The sequence below is a fragment of the Kitasatospora sp. NPDC101235 genome (assembly GCF_044767505.1).
Taxonomy (GTDB): domain Bacteria; phylum Actinomycetota; class Actinomycetes; order Streptomycetales; family Streptomycetaceae; genus Kitasatospora.
Genome location: NZ_JBIWNZ010000009.1, coordinates 164,382 through 181,614 on the forward strand (window position 1 = coordinate 164,382; position 17,233 = coordinate 181,614).

The 17,233-nt window shown below is 73.3% G+C and carries 16 protein-coding genes; 3 read left to right on the top strand and 13 right to left on the bottom strand.

Annotated elements, in window-relative coordinates; all coding sequences use genetic code 11:
* Positions 1-9: 9 nt before the first annotated feature.
* The 6 genes from ACIRRH_RS17720 to ACIRRH_RS17745 all read right to left on the bottom strand — a co-directional run bounded on the left by ACIRRH_RS17720 (position 10) and on the right by ACIRRH_RS17745 (position 5,740).
* Positions 10-1,035, bottom strand: coding sequence for a 6-phosphofructokinase (locus ACIRRH_RS17720; RefSeq protein WP_403067705.1), 1,026 nt, complete (start codon positions 1,033-1,035; stop codon positions 10-12).
* Positions 1,036-1,387: 352 nt separating this feature from the next.
* Positions 1,388-2,116, bottom strand: a complete 729-nt coding sequence (locus ACIRRH_RS17725) for a type 1 glutamine amidotransferase (RefSeq protein ID WP_403067707.1) — start codon at positions 2,114-2,116, stop codon at positions 1,388-1,390.
* Between the two features lie 46 nt (positions 2,117-2,162).
* Positions 2,163-3,425 (bottom strand): MurT ligase domain-containing protein, encoded by a 1,263-nt coding sequence (locus ACIRRH_RS17730; protein WP_403067709.1) that lies wholly within the window; start codon positions 3,423-3,425, stop codon positions 2,163-2,165.
* Positions 3,426-3,686: 261 nt separating this feature from the next.
* A complete protein-coding gene (locus ACIRRH_RS17735; RefSeq protein WP_403067719.1) occupies positions 3,687-4,385 on the bottom strand; it encodes a GNAT family N-acetyltransferase in 699 nt (232 codons plus the stop codon).
* A gap of 209 nt (positions 4,386-4,594) precedes the next feature.
* Entirely contained in the window at positions 4,595-4,969 is a 375-nt protein-coding gene (locus ACIRRH_RS17740; protein ID WP_403067721.1) for a YybH family protein, read from the bottom strand.
* Between the two features lie 45 nt (positions 4,970-5,014).
* A complete protein-coding gene (locus tag ACIRRH_RS17745; protein WP_403067723.1) occupies positions 5,015-5,740 on the bottom strand; it encodes an SDR family NAD(P)-dependent oxidoreductase in 726 nt (241 codons plus the stop codon).
* Between the two features lie 329 nt (positions 5,741-6,069).
* On the opposite strand from ACIRRH_RS17745, the gene ACIRRH_RS17750 reads away from it, so the two are divergent.
* The gene (locus tag ACIRRH_RS17750) at positions 6,070-6,360 is read left to right on the top strand and encodes a muconolactone Delta-isomerase family protein (protein ID WP_403067725.1); all 291 of its coding nucleotides are present in this window, start codon (positions 6,070-6,072) and stop codon (positions 6,358-6,360) included.
* A 33-nt stretch (positions 6,361-6,393) separates the two neighbouring features.
* On the opposite strand, the gene ACIRRH_RS17755 is transcribed toward ACIRRH_RS17750, so the two are convergent.
* From ACIRRH_RS17755 to asnB, 3 genes are all read right to left on the bottom strand, one after another.
* Complete coding sequence (locus ACIRRH_RS17755) at positions 6,394-7,833, bottom strand: pyridoxal phosphate-dependent decarboxylase family protein (protein ID WP_403067727.1); 1,440 nt, start codon at positions 7,831-7,833, stop codon at positions 6,394-6,396.
* 140 nt (positions 7,834-7,973) lie between these two features.
* Positions 7,974-9,086: a hypothetical protein gene (locus ACIRRH_RS17760; protein ID WP_403067729.1), complete on the bottom strand. Its 1,113-nt coding sequence runs from the start codon at positions 9,084-9,086 to the stop codon at positions 7,974-7,976.
* A gap of 294 nt (positions 9,087-9,380) precedes the next feature.
* The gene (gene asnB, locus ACIRRH_RS17765; protein WP_403067941.1) at positions 9,381-11,231 is read right to left on the bottom strand and encodes an asparagine synthase (glutamine-hydrolyzing); all 1,851 of its coding nucleotides are present in this window, start codon (positions 11,229-11,231) and stop codon (positions 9,381-9,383) included.
* 216 nt (positions 11,232-11,447) lie between these two features.
* Between asnB and ACIRRH_RS17770 the strand changes: the two genes are divergently transcribed.
* On the top strand, positions 11,448-11,723 hold the full coding sequence (locus tag ACIRRH_RS17770) for a hypothetical protein (protein ID WP_355254796.1): 276 nt from the start codon (positions 11,448-11,450) through the stop codon (positions 11,721-11,723).
* Positions 11,724-11,768: 45 nt separating this feature from the next.
* On the top strand, positions 11,769-13,595 hold the full coding sequence (glmS, locus tag ACIRRH_RS17775) for a glutamine--fructose-6-phosphate transaminase (isomerizing) (RefSeq protein ID WP_403067731.1): 1,827 nt from the start codon (positions 11,769-11,771) through the stop codon (positions 13,593-13,595).
* A 158-nt stretch (positions 13,596-13,753) separates the two neighbouring features.
* On the opposite strand, the gene ACIRRH_RS17780 is transcribed toward glmS, so the two are convergent.
* The 4 genes from ACIRRH_RS17780 to ACIRRH_RS17795 all read right to left on the bottom strand — a co-directional run bounded on the left by ACIRRH_RS17780 (position 13,754) and on the right by ACIRRH_RS17795 (position 16,962).
* Positions 13,754-14,647, bottom strand: a complete 894-nt coding sequence (locus ACIRRH_RS17780; protein WP_403067733.1) for an NAD(P)-dependent oxidoreductase — start codon at positions 14,645-14,647, stop codon at positions 13,754-13,756.
* 223 nt (positions 14,648-14,870) lie between these two features.
* On the bottom strand, positions 14,871-15,809 hold the full coding sequence (locus ACIRRH_RS17785) for a glutaminase (RefSeq protein WP_403067735.1): 939 nt from the start codon (positions 15,807-15,809) through the stop codon (positions 14,871-14,873).
* A gap of 209 nt (positions 15,810-16,018) precedes the next feature.
* Entirely contained in the window at positions 16,019-16,723 is a 705-nt protein-coding gene (locus ACIRRH_RS17790) for a DUF3152 domain-containing protein (protein WP_403067737.1), read from the bottom strand.
* Positions 16,720-16,962, bottom strand: a complete 243-nt coding sequence (locus tag ACIRRH_RS17795) for a hypothetical protein (RefSeq protein WP_403067739.1) — start codon at positions 16,960-16,962, stop codon at positions 16,720-16,722. The genes ACIRRH_RS17790 and ACIRRH_RS17795 overlap by 4 nt, the downstream gene beginning before the upstream one ends.
* Positions 16,963-17,233: the final 271 nt, after the last annotated feature.

Consider the following 17,233-nt stretch of genomic DNA (forward strand, 5'->3'; position numbering starts at 1 on the left):
GCAGGGCGGTCAGATGACCGTCTCGGCCTCCAGGTAACGGTTCTGCGGCACGGTCTTCAGCTCGGCGACCGCCTCGGCCAGCGGCACCAGGTTGATGTTGGTGCCCTGCAGCGCGGTGATGTGCCCGAAGGCGCCCTTGTGGACGGCCTCGACGGCGTGCCAGCCGAAGCGGGTGGCGAGCACCCGGTCGTAGGCGGTCGGGGTGCCGCCGCGCTGGGTGTGGCCGAGGATCACCGGCCGGGCCTCCTTGCCGAGGCGGTGCTCCAGTTCGCGGGACAGCTGGGTGGCGATGCCGGTGAACCGCTCGTGGCCGTAGATGTCCTTGGTGCCCTCCTCCCAGTGCATGGTGCCGGGCTCGGGCTTGGCGCCCTCGGCGCAGACCACGATGGCGAACTTCTTCTGCCGGTCGAAGCGCTCGCGGACGACGGCGGTGAGCTTCTCGATGTGGAACGGGCGCTCCGGGACGACGATGGCGTGCGCGCCGGCCGCCATGCCCGCGTTCAGCGCGATCCAGCCGGTGTGCCGGCCCATGACCTCGACGACCATGACCCGCTGGTGGGACTCGGCGGTGGTCTTCAGCCGGTCCAGCGCCTCGGTGGCCACCGAGACGGCGGTGTCGAAGCCGAAGGTCACGTCGGTGGCGGCGATGTCGTTGTCGATGGTCTTCGGCACACCGACGATCGGCAGGCCCGCGTCGCTCATCAGCTTGGCGGCCTTCAGGGTGCCCTCGCCGCCGATCGGGATGACCGCGTCCAGGCCGAGGTCGGAGCAGTACTTCTTGGCCCGCTCGACGCCGTCCCGCAGGTGGCTCGGCTGGACCCGGGAGGAACCGAGGATGGTGCCGCCCTGGGCCAGGATGCCGCTCACCGAGTCCAGGGTCAGGGGGCGGTGGTGGCCCTCCAGGAATCCGCGCCACCCGTCCTCGAACCCGATGATCTCGTCGCCGTGGTCGACCACCCCCCGGTGGACCACGGAGCGGATCACCGCGTTCAGGCCGGGGCAGTCACCGCCGCTGGTCAGCACTCCAATACGCATTAGCTTTGCAACTCCCGAGCAGAACCGAGGAACGGCCGGACTACAGGCTGGGACGACGAGCCGACACCGTAACGGGGCGCTCCCGCACCGTGGTGGCGGGGAGGTGGCCGTGGGGTGAAGGACCGGCCGATCCGGACAGAACGCCCGAAAACGGCCGCGAAGTCGAGCATACGGCCCCTGGTCCGGCCGGGCAGGAGCCGACGCGGGAGCGGCGCCGTCGGCGCCCCCGCGCGGAATTGCAGCCTGCTGCCGAGGAGGGTGTGCAGTAGGCAGCCCCCATTGTGGTACGTCCGGGGCCGCCCGCGGACCGGGTGACCGCATGGCGGGCACCCGACCGGGGCGTACGGATGTACTACTGGGGGCGCGTCGCGGCCGCGATGCGCTCGGCGCGCAGCGCGTCGTACCAGGTGGTGTCGGCCGGCGGCAGGGCGCTGACGTCCAGCGCCAGCTTCAGCAGCATGTCGGCCACGGCGGGGTTGCGGGCCAGTACGGGGCCGTGCAGGTAGGTGCCGAACACGGTGTCCCGCCAGGCGCCCTCGGTGCCGTCACCGGTGCCGTTGCCCCGGCCGACGGAGACGTTCGCGAACGGCTGGACGCCCTGGCCGAGGTGGGTGACGCCCTGGTGGTTCTCGAAGCCGGTCAGCTGCGGCAGGCCGAGCCGGGGGTCGACGTCGGCGAGCACGTCGCCGACGCAGCGGGCGCCCTCGCCGCGGGTGGTCCAGACGTCGAGCAGGCCCAGGCCCGGCTCGCGCTCGCCGAGGTCGTTGATGAACTCGTGGCCCATGATCTGGAAGCCGGCGCAGACGCCGAAGATGATCGCGCCGTTCTCGGAGGCCCGCACCAGGCCGCTGTCGGCGCGCAGCCGCTCGGCGGCCAGGCGCTGCGGGCGGTCCTCGCCGCCGCCGATCAGGTAGATGTCGCCGCTGGTGGGGATCGCCTGGTCGGAGCGGACGTCGATCCGGGTCACGTTGAGGTGGCGCTGGCGGGCCCGGCGCTCCACGACCAGGGCGTTGCCCCGGTCGCCGTAGGTGCTGAGCAGGTCCGGGTAGACCCAGACCACGCGCAGGCTGCTCTCACTCATCCTCGAAGGCCTTCCGTCACGTAAAGACTGGTGTGCGGGCGCGGCATCAGCCGGCCACGACCTTCCGCAGCTGCTGGAAGGCGGTGTAGTTGGCGATGGCCTCGATCCGGCCGGGCGGGGCCATCCGGACGGCCTGCTCCAGGGTGTCGACCACGTGGAACTGGAGCCCGGCGACCTCCAGGCGGACCGCCAGGTCCAGCTTGCGCTGGCCCATCACGAAGACCGGGTGCCCGGCGAGGCGCTCGTAGTCGACGTCCCACAGCCAGGAGGTGTCGGTGCCGTCGGCGTCGAGGGCGTTGACGGAGAGGATCACCGGAGCGGGCGGGCCGTCGATCAGCGAGAAGGTCTCCAGCCAGCCGGCCGGGTTCTTGGCCAGCAGCAGGCGGATGTCCCGGCCCTGGTACTGGACCACGTCGTAGCGGCCGGCCACGGCGGCCACCGAGCGCATCCGCTCCAGGGCGACCTGCGGGGCGACGCCGAACACGGCGGCGACGGCGGCCGAGCTGGTGGCGTTGGCCAGGTTGGCCCGGCCGGGCAGCTGGAGCTGGATGGGCCAGGCGCCGCGCTGCGGGTCGATCACGTGGGTGCCCTGGAGCGCCCAGTGCGGGTTGGGCCGGCGGAAGCCGCAGTCCTGGCAGAACCAGTCGTCGCCGGGGCGCTGCATCACACCGCCGCAGGCGGGGCAGGACCAGGCGTCCTCCTTCCAGGCCTGTCCGGCGGCCACCCAGACCACCTTCTTGCAGGAGGAGGCGGCCCAGGTCACCAGCGGGTCGTCGGCGTTGGCGATGACCACGGCCTCGGTGTTCTGGAGGCCCTCGCGCCACTTCTCGGCCATCATCCGGGTCTCGGCGGCGCGGTCGAGCTGGTCGCGGGAGAGGTTGAGCAGGGCGATCGCCTTGGGGCGGGTGTCGCGGGCGACCATCGCCAGGTACTTCTCGTCGACCTCGATCACGCCGAAGCGGGCGTCCGTGCCGCCGGCCAGGGCGGAGGTGATGCCGGCGGGCATGTTGGCGCCCAGGGCGTTGGAGACCACCGGGCCGGCGGCGCGCAGCGCCTCGGCGATCAGGCGGGTGGTGGTGGTCTTGCCGTTGGTCGCGCTGACCAGGACGACGTCGAGGTGGTCGGCGAGGGTGGCGAGCAGGTCGGGGTCGAGCTTGAGGGCGACCTTGCCGCCGATCACCGAGCCGCTCCCGCGCCCGGCCTTGCGCGACACGGCGGCGGCGACCCGGCCGGCGGTGACCGCGATCTTGGCGCGGGCCGGCAGCGAGGCGTCGCGTGCGCCTGTGGGCTCCGATTCGGTGCCTGCCATGCTCAGTGGTTCCTCCTTGCTGCGGCACCGCCTGCGACCGGATAACGGGCCGTCGGGCGGCGGGGACGGGGGTCAGCCTACCGACTCCGTCGCCCGACCGGACGATCCGGACCCCGCGCCGCCTGCTGCGACGCGCTCGCGGGCGCTGCTGAGGGCCCGTCAAGGAGGGCGGTGTACGGAGCGACCCCTTACTGCTTGACGACGCTCCACGGGTGCCGCCGGGTTCCCGAGCCGTCCGGTAAGGATCTGGTGAAGAAATGATCAGCGGTCCGGGCGGTGGGTGCAGCCGGCCGGATTTCCGGCGGCCAGCGTGGCGGTGATCACCAGGGTGCCGTCGTCGGCCCGGAAGTCCAGCGGCGCGTCCAGCCGTCGCATCGCGGCGATCAGCCCGGTGTTGGTGCCGTGGGTCACTGCGTAGACCGTCCGGACGTCGGCCGCCCGGGCGGTCGCCGACAGCTGCCGCAGCAACGCCAGGCCCAGCCCGTGCCGCTGCCAGGCGTCCTCGACCAGGACGGCCAGCTCGGCCTCGCCGTCGTCCCACATCAGGTGCCCGAGCGCGACGATCCGCCCGTCCGGGGCGGTCACCGCGAGGCTGCGGCCGTGCCGGGGGTCCAGGAGGTGGTCCAGGTAGCGGCCGGCGTCGCGGACCGGGCCGTGGTAGCGCAGCCGCAGCGCGGCGGGGGAGCAGCGGTCGTGCATCGCCAGCGCCGCCGCCCGGTCGGCGGGCCCTGCCGGACGCAGCAGCAGCCCGGTCCCGTCCGGCAGGGACAGCCGGGACGGGGCCTCCGGCGCCTGGCCGGTGGTGCGGGTGGCGGACGGGTGCGGCCGGGCGGTCCGGTACGGGCCGCCGGTGAGCGCGGGCAGCCGGGTGGCCTGGCCCTCGGGCGTCGCGCACCTGCGGTCGGACCTGCGGAAGGGCCGGTGCCAGAGCCGTTCGGGGCGCGTGCGTGATGCCTTCATGCCGCCGACGCTACCGACGGTGCGCTTCCGTTCGGTTACGTGATCGTGAACGTGCGAATGCCCGTGTCGCGGTCGGGCGGTGGGACGCCGGGCCGGGACGGGTTCGGGACGGCGGGCCGGCCGACCGGGACGGCGTCGGCGCAGGTCCCGACCGGTGCCTCGTGCGGCCGGGACGGCGGGCGGCCGACGGTGGACGGCGTTCCCGGCGCTCAGGGCAGTCGCGAGACCTGGTAGTGCGCGATGGCCCACCCGTCGTCGGAGCGTTGCAGCAGGACGCCGAGGTTGACGGTGAGGGTCGGGCGGTCGGTGAAGGCGAACTCGGTGCCGAGGTAGCCGAGGAGCAGGCCGTCGGCCGGCCGGCGGGTCTCCAGGACGCGGTACTCGGCGGTCATCCCGAGCGGCTGGGACTCGTAGTAGGCGGCGACGCCCGCGCGTCCGACGCTGTAGGGGTGCAGGCCTTGGAAGACCGCGTCCTCGGTGAAGAGGGCGGCCACCCGGTCGGGCCGGTGCTGGTCGACGGCGGCCTTCCAGCGGTCGAGCACGTCGCGCAGGATCGCCTCGTCCTGGGCGTTGGTCCGGTTCATCGCTCTGCTCCGGGAGTCGAAGGGAGGGGGCGGGGCAACGGGGGCTCAGCGGCCGGCGCTCATGCCGCCGTCGACGTGGAGGATCTCCCCGGTGACGAAGGCCGCGTTCTCCAGGTAGAGCACGGCGTCGACGATGTCGGCGATCTCGCCCAGGCGGCCGACGGGGTTCATCCGGGCCAGGTGGTCGTGGGTCCCGGGGGCGTGCATCGGGGTCCGGACGTTGCCGGGGGAGACGGCGTTCACCCGGATGCCCCGGGTGGCGTACTCGATGGCCAGGGACTTGGTGGCGGACTGCAGGCCGCCCTTGGTCAGCGAGGCGAGCACGGAGGGGACCCGGGTGTCGGCGTTGTCGACCAGGCTGGTGGTGATGTTGACGATGTGTCCGCCGCCCTGCGAGAGCATCTGACCGACGGCCAGCTGGGTGAGGTGGAAGAAGCCGGTCAGGTTGACGCCGGTCACGGCGGCGTAGTCGGCGGGCGTGTAGTCGGTGAAGGGCTTGGCGACGAACAGGCCCGCGTTGTTGACCAGGGTGTCGATCCGGCCGAAGCGCTCGATCGCGGCGGAGACCAGCCGTTCGGCGGTCGCCGGGTCGGCGATGTCGCCCGGGACGGAGAGGACGCCCTCGTCGTCGGCGGGGGCGATGCCGCGCGAGGTGGCGACCACGGCGTGGCCGAGCTTGCGGTAGCCGTCGACCAGGCCGGCCCCGATGCCCTGGGAGGCTCCGGTGATGAGGGCGACCTTCTGCCGCGGCACTGACTGGGACGTGGGCACGACCTACCTCCGGTGGGCGCGGCCGGGCATCGGCCCGGTGGCGGGCGCGGGATCGGTGTCGGCCACGGTTGCGGCCCCGTCCTTTCGGGGCGTCCGCCGGCCGACCCCTCGACGGTAGGCCGGGCGCCGTGGTCGGGCAACGCCGAACCGCCCCGGCGCCGGGACCGGCTTCCTCCCTCCTGGAAGGCCGGGTCTGCCAGGCCTGGTCGGGGGCCCTGCCGCTGCCGGTCGTGGCGCCGGGCGGGCGGCGGACGGACGATGAGGGGGGCGGCGGAGCCCCGGTCCTGGGGGGCGATCCCGCCGGAACCCCCTGAGAACGGAGCCGTGCCGTGAACGAGTTCCTGGTCGAGATCACGACCGTCGTGCCCGAGGGCACCCCCGCCGAGGAGGTGGACCGGCGGCGCGCCGCCGAGGCCGTCCGCGCCCGCGAGCTGGCCGCCGCAGGCCACCTGGCGCGGCTGTGGCGCCCGGTCGGCGAGCGGCGCAGCATCGGCGTCTGGCGGGCGGCGGACGAGGCGGAGCTCCGTGGGAAGGTGCTCGGCAGCCTGCCGCTGTGGCCGTGGATGACGGCCACGGTGACGGCACTCGAACCGCACCCCAACGACCCCGGGAGCCGCTGACCGGCGGTGGGCCGCCCGCCCCGGCGCAGCGGTCTACCGCAGCAGTTCCGACGCCGCGGCCTTGACCTCGGCGAGCAGGAGGTGGAGGTCGGCCTCCGTGGTGGCGGCGTTGAGGAGGCAGGCACGGAGCATCTCGGCGCCGCCCAGGCGGGCGCCGGTGACGAAGACCCGGCCGCGCCGCTGGACGGCGACGGGGAGGTCGCGGTTGAGGGCGTCGCGGGCGGCCTCGTCCAGACCGGGCGCACGGTGGCGGAATGCCACGATCGAGGTCTGCACCTCGGTGAGCAGCTCCAACTCCTCGTCCGCCTCGACGAGTTCACCGAGCCGGCGGGCCAGCGCGGTGCACCGGGCGATGTCCCGGGCGAGGCCGTCGCGGCCCTTGTGGGCGATGGTGGCCCAGACCTTCAGGGCCCGGAAGGGGCGGGTCTGCTCGGTGCCGTACTCGGAGAACCAGCCGAGCGCGCCGGCCGCCTCGTCGCGCAGGTAGGACGGGACGAGGCTGAAGGTGCCGCGCAGCTCCTCGGTGTCGCGGACCAGCGCGCAGCCGCAGTCGACCGGGACGCCGAGCCACTTGTGCGGGTCGAGGGCGAGCGAGTCGGCGCGCTCCAGGCCGGCGTAGCGGTGGGCGATGGCCGGGTCGAGCCGGCCGAAGGCGCCGTACGCGCCGTCCACGTGCAGCCAGAGGCCCTGGTCCTCGCACAGGTCGGCGATCGGGCCGAACTCGTCCACCGCGCCGGCGCCGACGGTGCCGGCCGAGGCGACCACCAGGAAGGGCAGCAGGCCGGCCGCGCGGTCGCGCTCGATCGCCGCCCGCAGGTCGGCGGTGTCCAGCCGGCCGTCCGGGCCGGTGGCCACGGTGCGCAGGTGCCTGCTGCCGAGGCCGAGGAGTTCGGCGGCCTTGCGGACGCAGGAGTGGGTCTCGCCGGTGACGTAGCCGACCAGCGGCGGGAGTCCGGCCAGGCCGTCCTCGCGGACGTCCCGGCCGGCGAGCCGGGCGGCGCGGTTGCGGGCGGCGGCGAGGCAGACGATGGTCGCCATCGAGGTGCCGGAGGTGAGCAGGCCGCCGCCGGCCGGGTGCGGGAAGCCGACCAGCTCGGCTATCCAGCGGACCACGGCGCGCTCCAGGTGGACGTCGGCGTGGTCGCCGCCGGCCGAGCTGGGGTTCATCGCGGAGGCGGCGAGGGTGGCGAGCACCCCGGCGGGGGCGGGGGCGGAGTTGACCCAGCCGAAGAAGCGAGGGTTGCCGTTGCCCATCGGGTACGGCAGGACGTCCCGCTCGATGGCGCCGATCAGCTCGTCGAGCGGGCGGCCCCCGGCGGGCAGCGGGGCGTCGAGCAGGGCCTGGCGGGCGGAATCGTCCATGGGCTGCCAGACCGGGCGCCCGGGCAGTTCGGCGAGGTAGTCGGAGACCAGGTCGGCGGTGGCGTGCGCGGCACTGCGAAAATCGGTGCCGGGGAAGTCCTCGGTGGTCATGGCGTGCTCCAGGGAGGCCGGGGGACTGGCTGGGCGAGGCGCGGCTTCCTTGGCGCACCCTGATCAGGCGATGATCGGGCGATCGTACGCATGAGGGCCCTCGCCGTGCGGCGAGGGCCCTCATGCTGAGACCGGGAGCGTCAGTCCAACGTGCTGGACAGGCCACTGGCCGAGCGGCAGTAGCCCTGCATCTCCTTGTCGGTGATCTTGGCGCAGAGCCGTCCGGCTGCGCCGCCGTCGGTGTAGTTGACCGTGTAGTAGCTGACCAGGCCCTCGGCGCAGGCCTTGCGCTGCCAGCCGTCGGCGGCGGTGGCGCACTGCTGCGCCGCCCAGTCCTCGCGGTCCAGGTTGTACTTCATGGTGCGTGAGCCGACGCCGCGGCTGCAGTCCACCGCCCCGCCGCCGGCCTTGCCGTTCAGGCACCACTTGAGGGCCTCGGCGTAGACCTCGGGGTGGTTCGGGTAGTCGTGCGAGGACAGGTAGAAGGTCGGGGCGTAGAAGTAGCAGGCGGACTGGAACAACGCCGGCTGGTCCTTGCACGGGTAGAGCGGATCCTGGGCGAGCTTGTCGGCGGGCAGGTTGGCCTTGGCCTGCTCGTCTTCTTCGTCCGGGCCGAAGAGCTGCATGAACAGGCCCTCGGAGCAGCGGATCCGGTTCTGCTCGGAGGGGAACTTGTTGCACAGGTCGCGCGCCTTGGCGACGTCCTGCTTGACCACGAACATGGTGCCGTGGCCGACGCCGTGGATGCAGGGTCCGGCGTTCTTGGGCGCGCAGAGCTTGAGCAGGTCCGTCTCGGGCTGGGTGGAGGCGTTGAGCATCTCCTCGACCGCGCCGTGCAGGTAGCCGGCCGCGCAGGTCTCGTGGGGGAAGGAGATGACCTTCTGGAAGTCGGCGTTGAAGCGCTTGACCGCCGCGTGGCCGAGCTCGTGCGCGATCGGGTGGCAGAAACGCACGGTGTACGGCTTCTCCTTGGTGATCTTGTCGAGGTCGGCCAGGGCGACGCCGGGGTCGGTGGCGTCCATCTCGGCCATCAGCTTGTTGCGCAGCGTGGAGCGGGTCCACACCGCCGGGTCGCCGGTCGGGGTGGCGCTCGCGGGGCCGGCCGCGGAAAGCCGGGCGCCGGCGGCCCCGGGGCCGCCGGCGCCCGGGGTCGCGGTGGCCGCCGCGGGCGACCAGTCGGTGACGGCCACCGATCCCAGGCCCAGGACGCCCAGGAGCAGGGCGGTGAGAATCGCGAAGACTCGCGGCTGCATGACGGGATCCCCCGGCGGATCGAGGTGAACGTTTCGCTTCCATCCTGACGGTACGTGAGCGGTAATCCACGAGTTCGTCCGCCATTCGGGAGGTGTCGGCGACGCTACCTCACCCCGGGGCCTCCGGGCCTGCCGGGATGGTCCCGCACAATCACCCGGACGGAGTACGAGGGCGCGGGCGTCGGCGGCTGCGCCGTCCGGGTGGTGGTGCCGGGCGCCCCGGTGCCTCGCGGGTGGCGGCGCGGGCGCTCCGCTCTCCGTTGTCCGGGGCTCGGGCGCTGAGGAATCCGCTGCTCACAGCTCCAGCGTCACCCGGTACTCCGTCAGCCAGGCGTCGAAGTCCAGTGCGAGGTCGACGGCCAGTCGGACGGACTGCGGGTCGGTGTCCGGGGCGAGCGCGTCGGCGAGGCGCCGCCGGTCCAGCAGGTCCAGAGCCGGGGACGTGCGTTCGGCGGCGAGCCGGGCCAGTCCGGCGCGCAGCTTCGCCGGGTAGTGCGGGTCGGTGGTGACCGGGTACGGGCTCTTCGCCCGTTCGGCGACCGCTTGCGGCAGCACGTCCCGGACCGCGGCGCGCAGCAGGCTCTTCTCCCGTCCGTCGAAGGACTTCATCGCCCACGGGGTGTTGAAGACGTACTGGACCAGCCGGTGGTCGCAGAACGGCACCCGTACCTCCAGGCCGTTGGCCATGCTCATCCGGTCCTTGCGGTCGAGCAGGATGCAGACGAAACGGGTCAGGTTGAGGTACGAGATCTCGCGCATCCGCCGTTCCAGTGAATCGGCGGCCGGAAGGTGCGGGACCTCGGCGATCGCCTCGCGGTAGCGGGCCCGGCGGTAGCCGTCCAGGTCGAGCTTGCGGAGCAGTCCGGCGTCGAGGAGGTGCTCGCGCGGGGTGGCTCCGCCGCCGGCGATGTCGGTGAGGCCGAGCGCCCAGGGGAAGTCCTCGACGGCGATGGTCTTCGGGTCGTGGAACCAGCGGTAGCCGCCGAAGAGCTCGTCCGCGGACTCGCCGGACAGCGCGACGGTGGAGTGCCGGCGCACGCCCCGGAAGAGCAGCAGCAGCGAGGTGTCCATGTCGCCGACGCCGTTCGGCAGGTCGCGGGCGCGCAGCACGGCGGAGCGCCGGGACGGGTCGGTCAGGTCGGCCGCGTCCAGCTCGACGACGCTGTGGTCGGCGCCGACGTGGTCGGCGAGCAGCCGGGCGTACGGGCCGTCCTGGGTCTGCCGGACGTCGTCGGCGTGGAAGTTCTCGCTCTGCCCGGCGAAGCCGACGGAGAAGGAGCGCACCGGCCCGGCCCCGGCGGCGCCCAGCGTCCGGGCGGCGAGGGCGGTGACGGCGCTGGAGTCCAGGCCGCCGGAGAGCAGCGAGCAGAGCGGGACGTCCGCCTCCAGCTGGCGGTGCACGATGTCGTCCAGCAGGGCCCGGACGGTGGCGACGGTGGCCTCCAGGCTGTCGCCGTGCTCGCGTGCCTCCAGCGCCCAGTAGCGGCGGACCGAGAGGCCCTCGCGGCGCACCCGGACGACGTGCCCGGGCCGGACCTCGTGGACGTCCCGGTACGGGGTGAGGCCGGGGGTGCGGGTGTAGCCGAGCAGTTCGCGCAGCCCGTCCAGGTCCACCACCGGGCGGACGGCGGGGTGGGCGAGCAGGGCCTTGACCTCGGAGCCGAAGACCACGCCGTCCGGGGTGCGGTGGTAGTACAGGGGCTTGACGCCCATTCGGTCGCGGACCAGCAGCAGCTCCTCGCGCCGGACGTCCCAGACCGCGAAGGCGAACATGCCGTTGAGCCGCTCGGCCAGGTGCTCGCCCCACTCCAGGTAGGCGCGCAGCACGACCTCGGTGTCGCTGTGGGTGCGGAAGCGGTGCCCGGCCGCCTCCAGTTCCGCGCGCAGTTCGCGGTGGTTGTAGACCTCGCCGCTGTAGGTGAGCACGGCCAACGGCCGGCCGTCGTGCTCGACCGTCATCGGCTGGATGCCGCCCGCGATGTCGATCACCGCGAGCCGGCGGTGGCCGAGCGCGGCGTGCGGCTCCAGGTGGACGCCGCCGGCGTCCGGGCCGCGGCGGAGCTGGGTGGCCGTCATCGCGTCGAGGACACCCCGTTCGGAGGTGAGGTCGCGCTCGAACGCGACCCATCCGGTGATCCCGCACATCAGCAAGCCTCCGGTCTTCCGCTTCGTGTTCAAGGGGTCACGCTACGTGCGGAGCCGACGCCGCTTCAAGGGGCTTTCGAGAACGGGGGCGAACGGGTGGCCGGTTGACCGTCGACTATGGAGGAAGTGTGAAGGTGGGCTGAAAGTCGTAATGTCTGCCCGATTTCGGGCAGGAACTTTGGCTTCGGCGGGCCGCCCGACCTAGGCTCCTCACTCGTGCCGAGCTCACCCCACCCTCACGAAGACCTCCTCGCCCACCTCACCCGGACCAGCCCGCTCGGGCCCCGGGAGGCGGCGCGGGTCGTGGCGGAGGTGCTGGCGTACTTCTCCGAGAGCACCGAGGAGTACGTGCGCCGCCGCCACACCGAGCTCCAGGCACGCGGTCTGACCAACGAGCGGATCTTCGCCCGGCTCGCCGAGGAACTGCCGCAGCGCCGGGTCTCGGCGCCGGAGCTCTCGGCCCGCCAGCTGCGGCGGATCGTCTACGGCTGAGCCGTCGTTCCCGACCTTCCGAAGACTTCGAAGAGGAGACCACGCATGTGCGGAATCGTGGCCTACATCGGCCCCAAGGACGCGACCCCCTTCCTGCTGGAGGGGCTGGCGCGGCTGGAGTACCGCGGGTACGACTCGGCCGGCGTCGCCGTCACCGGGCGCAGCGGCGGGATCAAGCTCCGCAAGGTGAAGGGCCGGGTCGCGGACCTGGCCGCCGCCGTGCCGGCCCGGTTCAAGGGCACCACCGGCATCGGCCACACCCGCTGGGCCACCCACGGCGTCCCCAGTGACGCCAATGCGCACCCGCACCTGGACAACGCCGAGCGGATCGCCGTCGTCCACAACGGCATCATCGAGAACGCCGACGAACTGCGCGCCAAGCTCACCGCCGACGGTGCGGTGTTCCGCTCCGAGACCGACACCGAGGTGCTCGCCCACCTGATCGCCGCGCACGTCGCCGACGGCGTCGAGCTGGAGGACGCGGTGCGGGCCGCGCTCGGCCGGGTGGTCGGCACCTACGGCATAGCGGTGCTCGACTCCGAGCAGCCGGACCGGATCGTGGTCGCCCGCAACGGCAGCCCGATCGTGCTGGGCATCGGCGAGAAGGAGATGTTCGCCGCCTCGGACGTCTCCGCGCTGGTCCGCTACACCCGCCAGGTCGTCCACCTGGAGGACGGCGAGCTGGCCACCGTCCGGGCCGACGGCTTCCGCACCTTCACCGCGGACGCCCGCACCACGCACCGCCAGCCGTCCACCGTGGACTGGGAGGTCGACTCCTACGACACCGGCGGCTTCGAGCACTTCCTGCTCAAGGAGATCCACGAGCAGCCCGGCTCGGTCGAGCGCACCCTGAGCGGCCGGCTCGACGAGCGCTTCGCCACCGCGCACCTCGGCGGCCTCAACCTGGACGCCCGGGAGCTGCGCGAGATCCGCCGGGTGAAGATCCTCGGCTGCGGATCGGCCTACTACGCGGGCGAGATGGGTGCGCAGCTGATCGAGGAGCTGGCCCGCATCCCCGCGCACAGCGAGCCCGCCTCGGAGTTCCGCTACCGCAACCCGGTGATCGAGGCGGACACCCTGTACGTCGCGGTCAGCCAGTCCGGCGAGACCTACGACACCCTGGCCGCCGTCCAGGAGATCAAGCGCAAGGGCGGCCGGGTGCTCGGCGTCGTCAACACCGTGGGCAGCGCTATCGCCCGAGAGTGTGACGGCGGTATCTACCTGCACGCCGGTCCGGAGGTCTCGGTCGCCTCCACCAAGGCGTTCACCTCCACCGTGGTCGCCTTCGCGCTGCTCGCCCTGCACTTCGGGCGCATCCACGACCTGTCGCCCGCCGACGGGCGCCGGATCGTCTCGGCGCTCCAGGCGCTGCCGGACCAGATCCGCGAGGTGCTGGAGCAGAGCGAGGCGATCGCCGCACTCGCCGCCGAGTACGCCGACTCGGCGGGCATGATGTTCATCGGCCGGGTGCGCGGCTACCCGGTGGCCCGCGAGGGCGCGCAGAAGCTCAAGGAGATCTCCTACGTGCACGCCGAGGCCTACCCGGCGAGCGAGCTCAAGCACGGTCCGCTGGCGCTGATCAGCCCCGAACTGCCCACCGTGGCACTGGTTCCGGACGACGAGCTGCTGGACAAGAACCTGACCACGCTGGGCGAGATCAAGGCCCGCTCCGGGCGGGTCATCGCCGTCGCCCACCGGCGGCCGGAGGAGAAGCTCGCGGACCACTGCATCCTGGTGCCGAAGAGCGAGCCCGAGCTGGACCCGCTGCTGCTCAACATCCCGCTCCAGCTGCTCGCCTACCACGCCGCCGTCGCCCTGGAGCGGGACGTGGACAGGCCGCGCAACCTCGCGAAGAGCGTGACGGTGGAGTAGGACCCTCCGGGAAGGGCGCCCTCGGAACGGGCGTGTGCATCGGACTCGCGGGTCCCGGTCGCTGTGCGGACGGCCGAGGCCCGCGTCCCGTTCGACTTGGCCTCGCCGGGCGGCCGACCCGGCGAGGCGGTCCGGTGGACCGGCCCGGTCCGGCGGGCTCAGGCGGCGGGCCGGCGGAACTGTTCGATCAGGGCCGCGTAGCCGCTTCCGGCGTGGCCAGCGGCGATCGCGAGGTCGACCAACTCCCGGTAGAAGTGCGGGAGTTCGGCGTTCACGCCAAGGGCTTCACTCTCCTCGGCGAGGTGGCGCAGGCCGCCCTGGTGGACCGCCAGGGTCGCGTCCTCGGCCGGATACTCGCCCGCGTCGATCTGCGGGGCGTACGCGGTGACGTAACCGGCCGCCACGTTGATCATGGTTTCGGCGAGCGGGGCGAAGACGGTCGCCGGGACCCCGGCCGTGCCGAGCAGCGCCGCCCCGTGGAGGAAGCTGTTCAGGATGCCCCACATGATGCCGAGCAGTGACATGTCGTACAGCGGCGACAGGCCGTGGTCGGCGTCGAGGTAGACGGTGCCCGCCGGGCCGAGGTTCCGCAGCGTCGCCTCGTGCGCCCGGTAGGCCTCCTCCGGCCCGCTGTACAACAGGACGGCCCGCTCGGTGGCGATGTCCGGCGGGATCGCCATGATGACGCCCTCGACGTAGGCCAGGCCGCGCTGCGCCGCCCAGGCGGCGGTCTCCCGGGCCTGGGCCGAGGTGCCGGTGGTCAGGTTCACCACGACGCGGTCCGCGAACGTGCCCGCCGGCAGGTCGAGCAGCTCGCGGACGGCGTGGTAGTCCGAGACGCAGACGACCACCAGCGGGCTGGCCCGGACGGCCTCCTCGACCGAGCCGGTCCGGGCGGCGCCCCGGGCGAGCAGTTCGCCGGCCTTGTCCGGGGTGCGGTTCCAGACGGTGGTCGGGTGCCCGTTCGCGAGGAACGCGGCGGCCAGCGCCCGGCCCATCAGGCCGAGGCCGATGACCGTGACCGGGGCCGGGGCGTCCGTGGGGTTCGTCATGGGATTCCTTCCGTACGGTGTGCGGTTGGCGATGCCTGGATCCTCGCGGTTCACACCGGTGTGAAGGTCAAGTCGGCTGGGATGCCGGTTCGTTGGCGCCGTGTCGGACCCGCCCGGAACCGCCCGGACCCGCTCGGACCCGCCCGGACCCGCCCGGACCCGCTCGGACCCGCCCGGAACCGCTCGGAACGGATCGGAGTGGCTCGGGGCGGCTCGGAACCGTTCAGAACACCGAGCACCCGGAGAGGGTGGTCAGAGTGTCCAGGGCGGTGACCGCGGCGACGGAGTTGCCGGCCTGGTCCAGGCGCGGGCCCCAGGCGCAGACGGCGGCGCGGCCGGGGAGTATGGCGAGGATGCCGCCGCCGACGCCGCTCTTGCCGGGCAGGCCCACGCGGAAGGCGAACTCGCCGGCGGCGTCGTAGGTGCCGCAGGTGAGCAGGACGGCGTTGATCCGCTTGGCCTCGCTGCGGGACATCAGCCGGGTGCCGTCGGCGCGCACGCCGTAGCGGGCGAGGAAGGAGCCGGCCAGCACCAGGTCACGGCAGCTGGTGGCGACGGCGCAGTGGGCGTAGTAGTGCTCCAGGACGGTCTCGACCGGGTTCTCCAGGTTGCCGTGGCTGGCGATGAAGTGGGCCAGCGCGGCGTTGCGGTGGCCGTGTTCGGCCTCCGAGGCGGCGACCGCCGGGTCGGTGTCGAGCAGCGGGTTGCCGGACTCGCGGCGCAGGAACTCCCGCACCGCACCGGAGGCGTCGCCGGTCATGGTCTGGAGGCGGTCGGTGACCACCAGGGCGCCTGCGTTGATGAACGGGTTGCGCGGGATGCCGTGCTCGGTCTCCAGCTGCACCAGGGAGTTGAACGGGTTGCCGGACGGTTCGCGGCCGACGCCCTGCCAGAGCGTGTCACCGCCGTAGGCCACCGCGAGGGCGAGCGAGAAGAGCTTGGAGACGCTCTGGACGGAGAACGGCTGCTCCCAGTCCCCGACGCCGTACAGCTCCCCGTCGACGGTCGCGACGGCCATGCCGAAAGCCTCCGGGTCGGCGGTGGCGAGGGCCGGGATGTAGTCGGCGACCCGGCCCCGGCCCGTGGTCGCCCGGGCGGCCGCCTCGGCGGCCTCCAGCAGCACCGGCCAGTCCAGGATCTCCCCGCCGGGCACACCGTTCAACGCTTCTCCTCCACCGGCACCGACTGGGGACACGACCGGGACCGGGCGCGCGGTGCGGGTGCGTCCGGTCCGACCAGGATTATCCGTGTTTCGGGCGGGTGGTTCGGGAGGGGGTGGGTGGTCGGCCTCGTGTGGCGTGGTGCGGAGCCGTGCGGCGTGGTGCGGAGCCGGTGTCGCTCGGGGCCGGTGTCCGGAGTCCCGCGGGCCGGCTACGGCGCGTTGGTGGGGGCCTGGACGGGCGGGCCGGTGAGCAGGGTGCCGGTGTCCGAGTACGGCCGGCCGTTGGGGACGCAGCCGTGCAGCCCCTTGATCTGCTGCATCATCACCGGTGCCGGGGCGCCCGGGCCGGGGCAGTCGACGTGACCGTAGCCGAGGATGTGGCCGACCTCGTGGTTGACGGCGAGCGCGTGGTACGGCTCGGGCTTGCCCTGGTAGAACTCGGACAGCTCGGTCCAGCGCTTGAGGTTGATGACGACCTGGTGGGTGACGCCGCAGTTCACCCAGCCGCCGGTGTCCAGGCCGTACTGGCCGCAGATCCGGTCGGTGGACTTCGGGGTGGCCAGGTAGACGGTGAAGTCCACCGGGTCGGCGGGCATCCGCTGGAACGAGGCCGTGCCGCCGGCCGCCCAGCCGTGCTTGACGTCGCCGAGGACCGCGTCGACCTCGGCGGCGAACTGCGCCGGGCTCTGCGCGATCCCGTCCTCCACCCGCACCTTGTAGCGGTACAGGCGCTCGCCGGTGCCGAAGCGGGCGGAGCCACCGGGCGCGGTGGTGAACGCCAGCCCGTCCCGGTCCTCGCCCCCGCCGTTCCACGGTTGCCACCAGAGCAGCCCGGCGGTCAGCGCCGCGACCAGCGCGAAGGCGAGCACGCCGTGCCGGGGCTTGCAGCGGCGGAGCCGCGCGAGCGCCCTCAACGGCCCGCTCCCGCCGCGTCCAGGTGGCCGTACACCCCGCGCATCCGCCGGCGGCGGGCGGGGAGCGCCAGGCGGAAGGCACGGAAGGCGCGCAAGGCGGCGGTTCCGGCGCGCAGCGCCTCCGCGCCGGGCGCGCGGCAGACCCCGGCGAGGCGGGCGAACTCGCCGCGTAGGGCGGAGTGGGCCGTCAGAAGGGCGGTGATGCCCGGGCGGGCAGGAACGGGGGCCAGGGTGGACATGGCGGAAGTGCTCCAGGACGGGGTCGACGGGCCGTGGCGGCCGATCGGCGGCCGGGCCGTCGCCCGGTTGCGCGAAGGGGTTGTACCCGGAGGAACGGGACGGGGCGGGGCGGCGGTTCAGGAAGTGGCGTGCACCACGGCGTGACCCCTGTCGGACGGGAGGTCCGGTCGGTTCCCGGAACCGCTCGATGGTGTCACCCGGGCGGCGTGTCCCTGGGCGGCGCCGTCGGATTCGGGTGTCGTAGGGCGGGTCGGCCCGTCCGGGTCGATT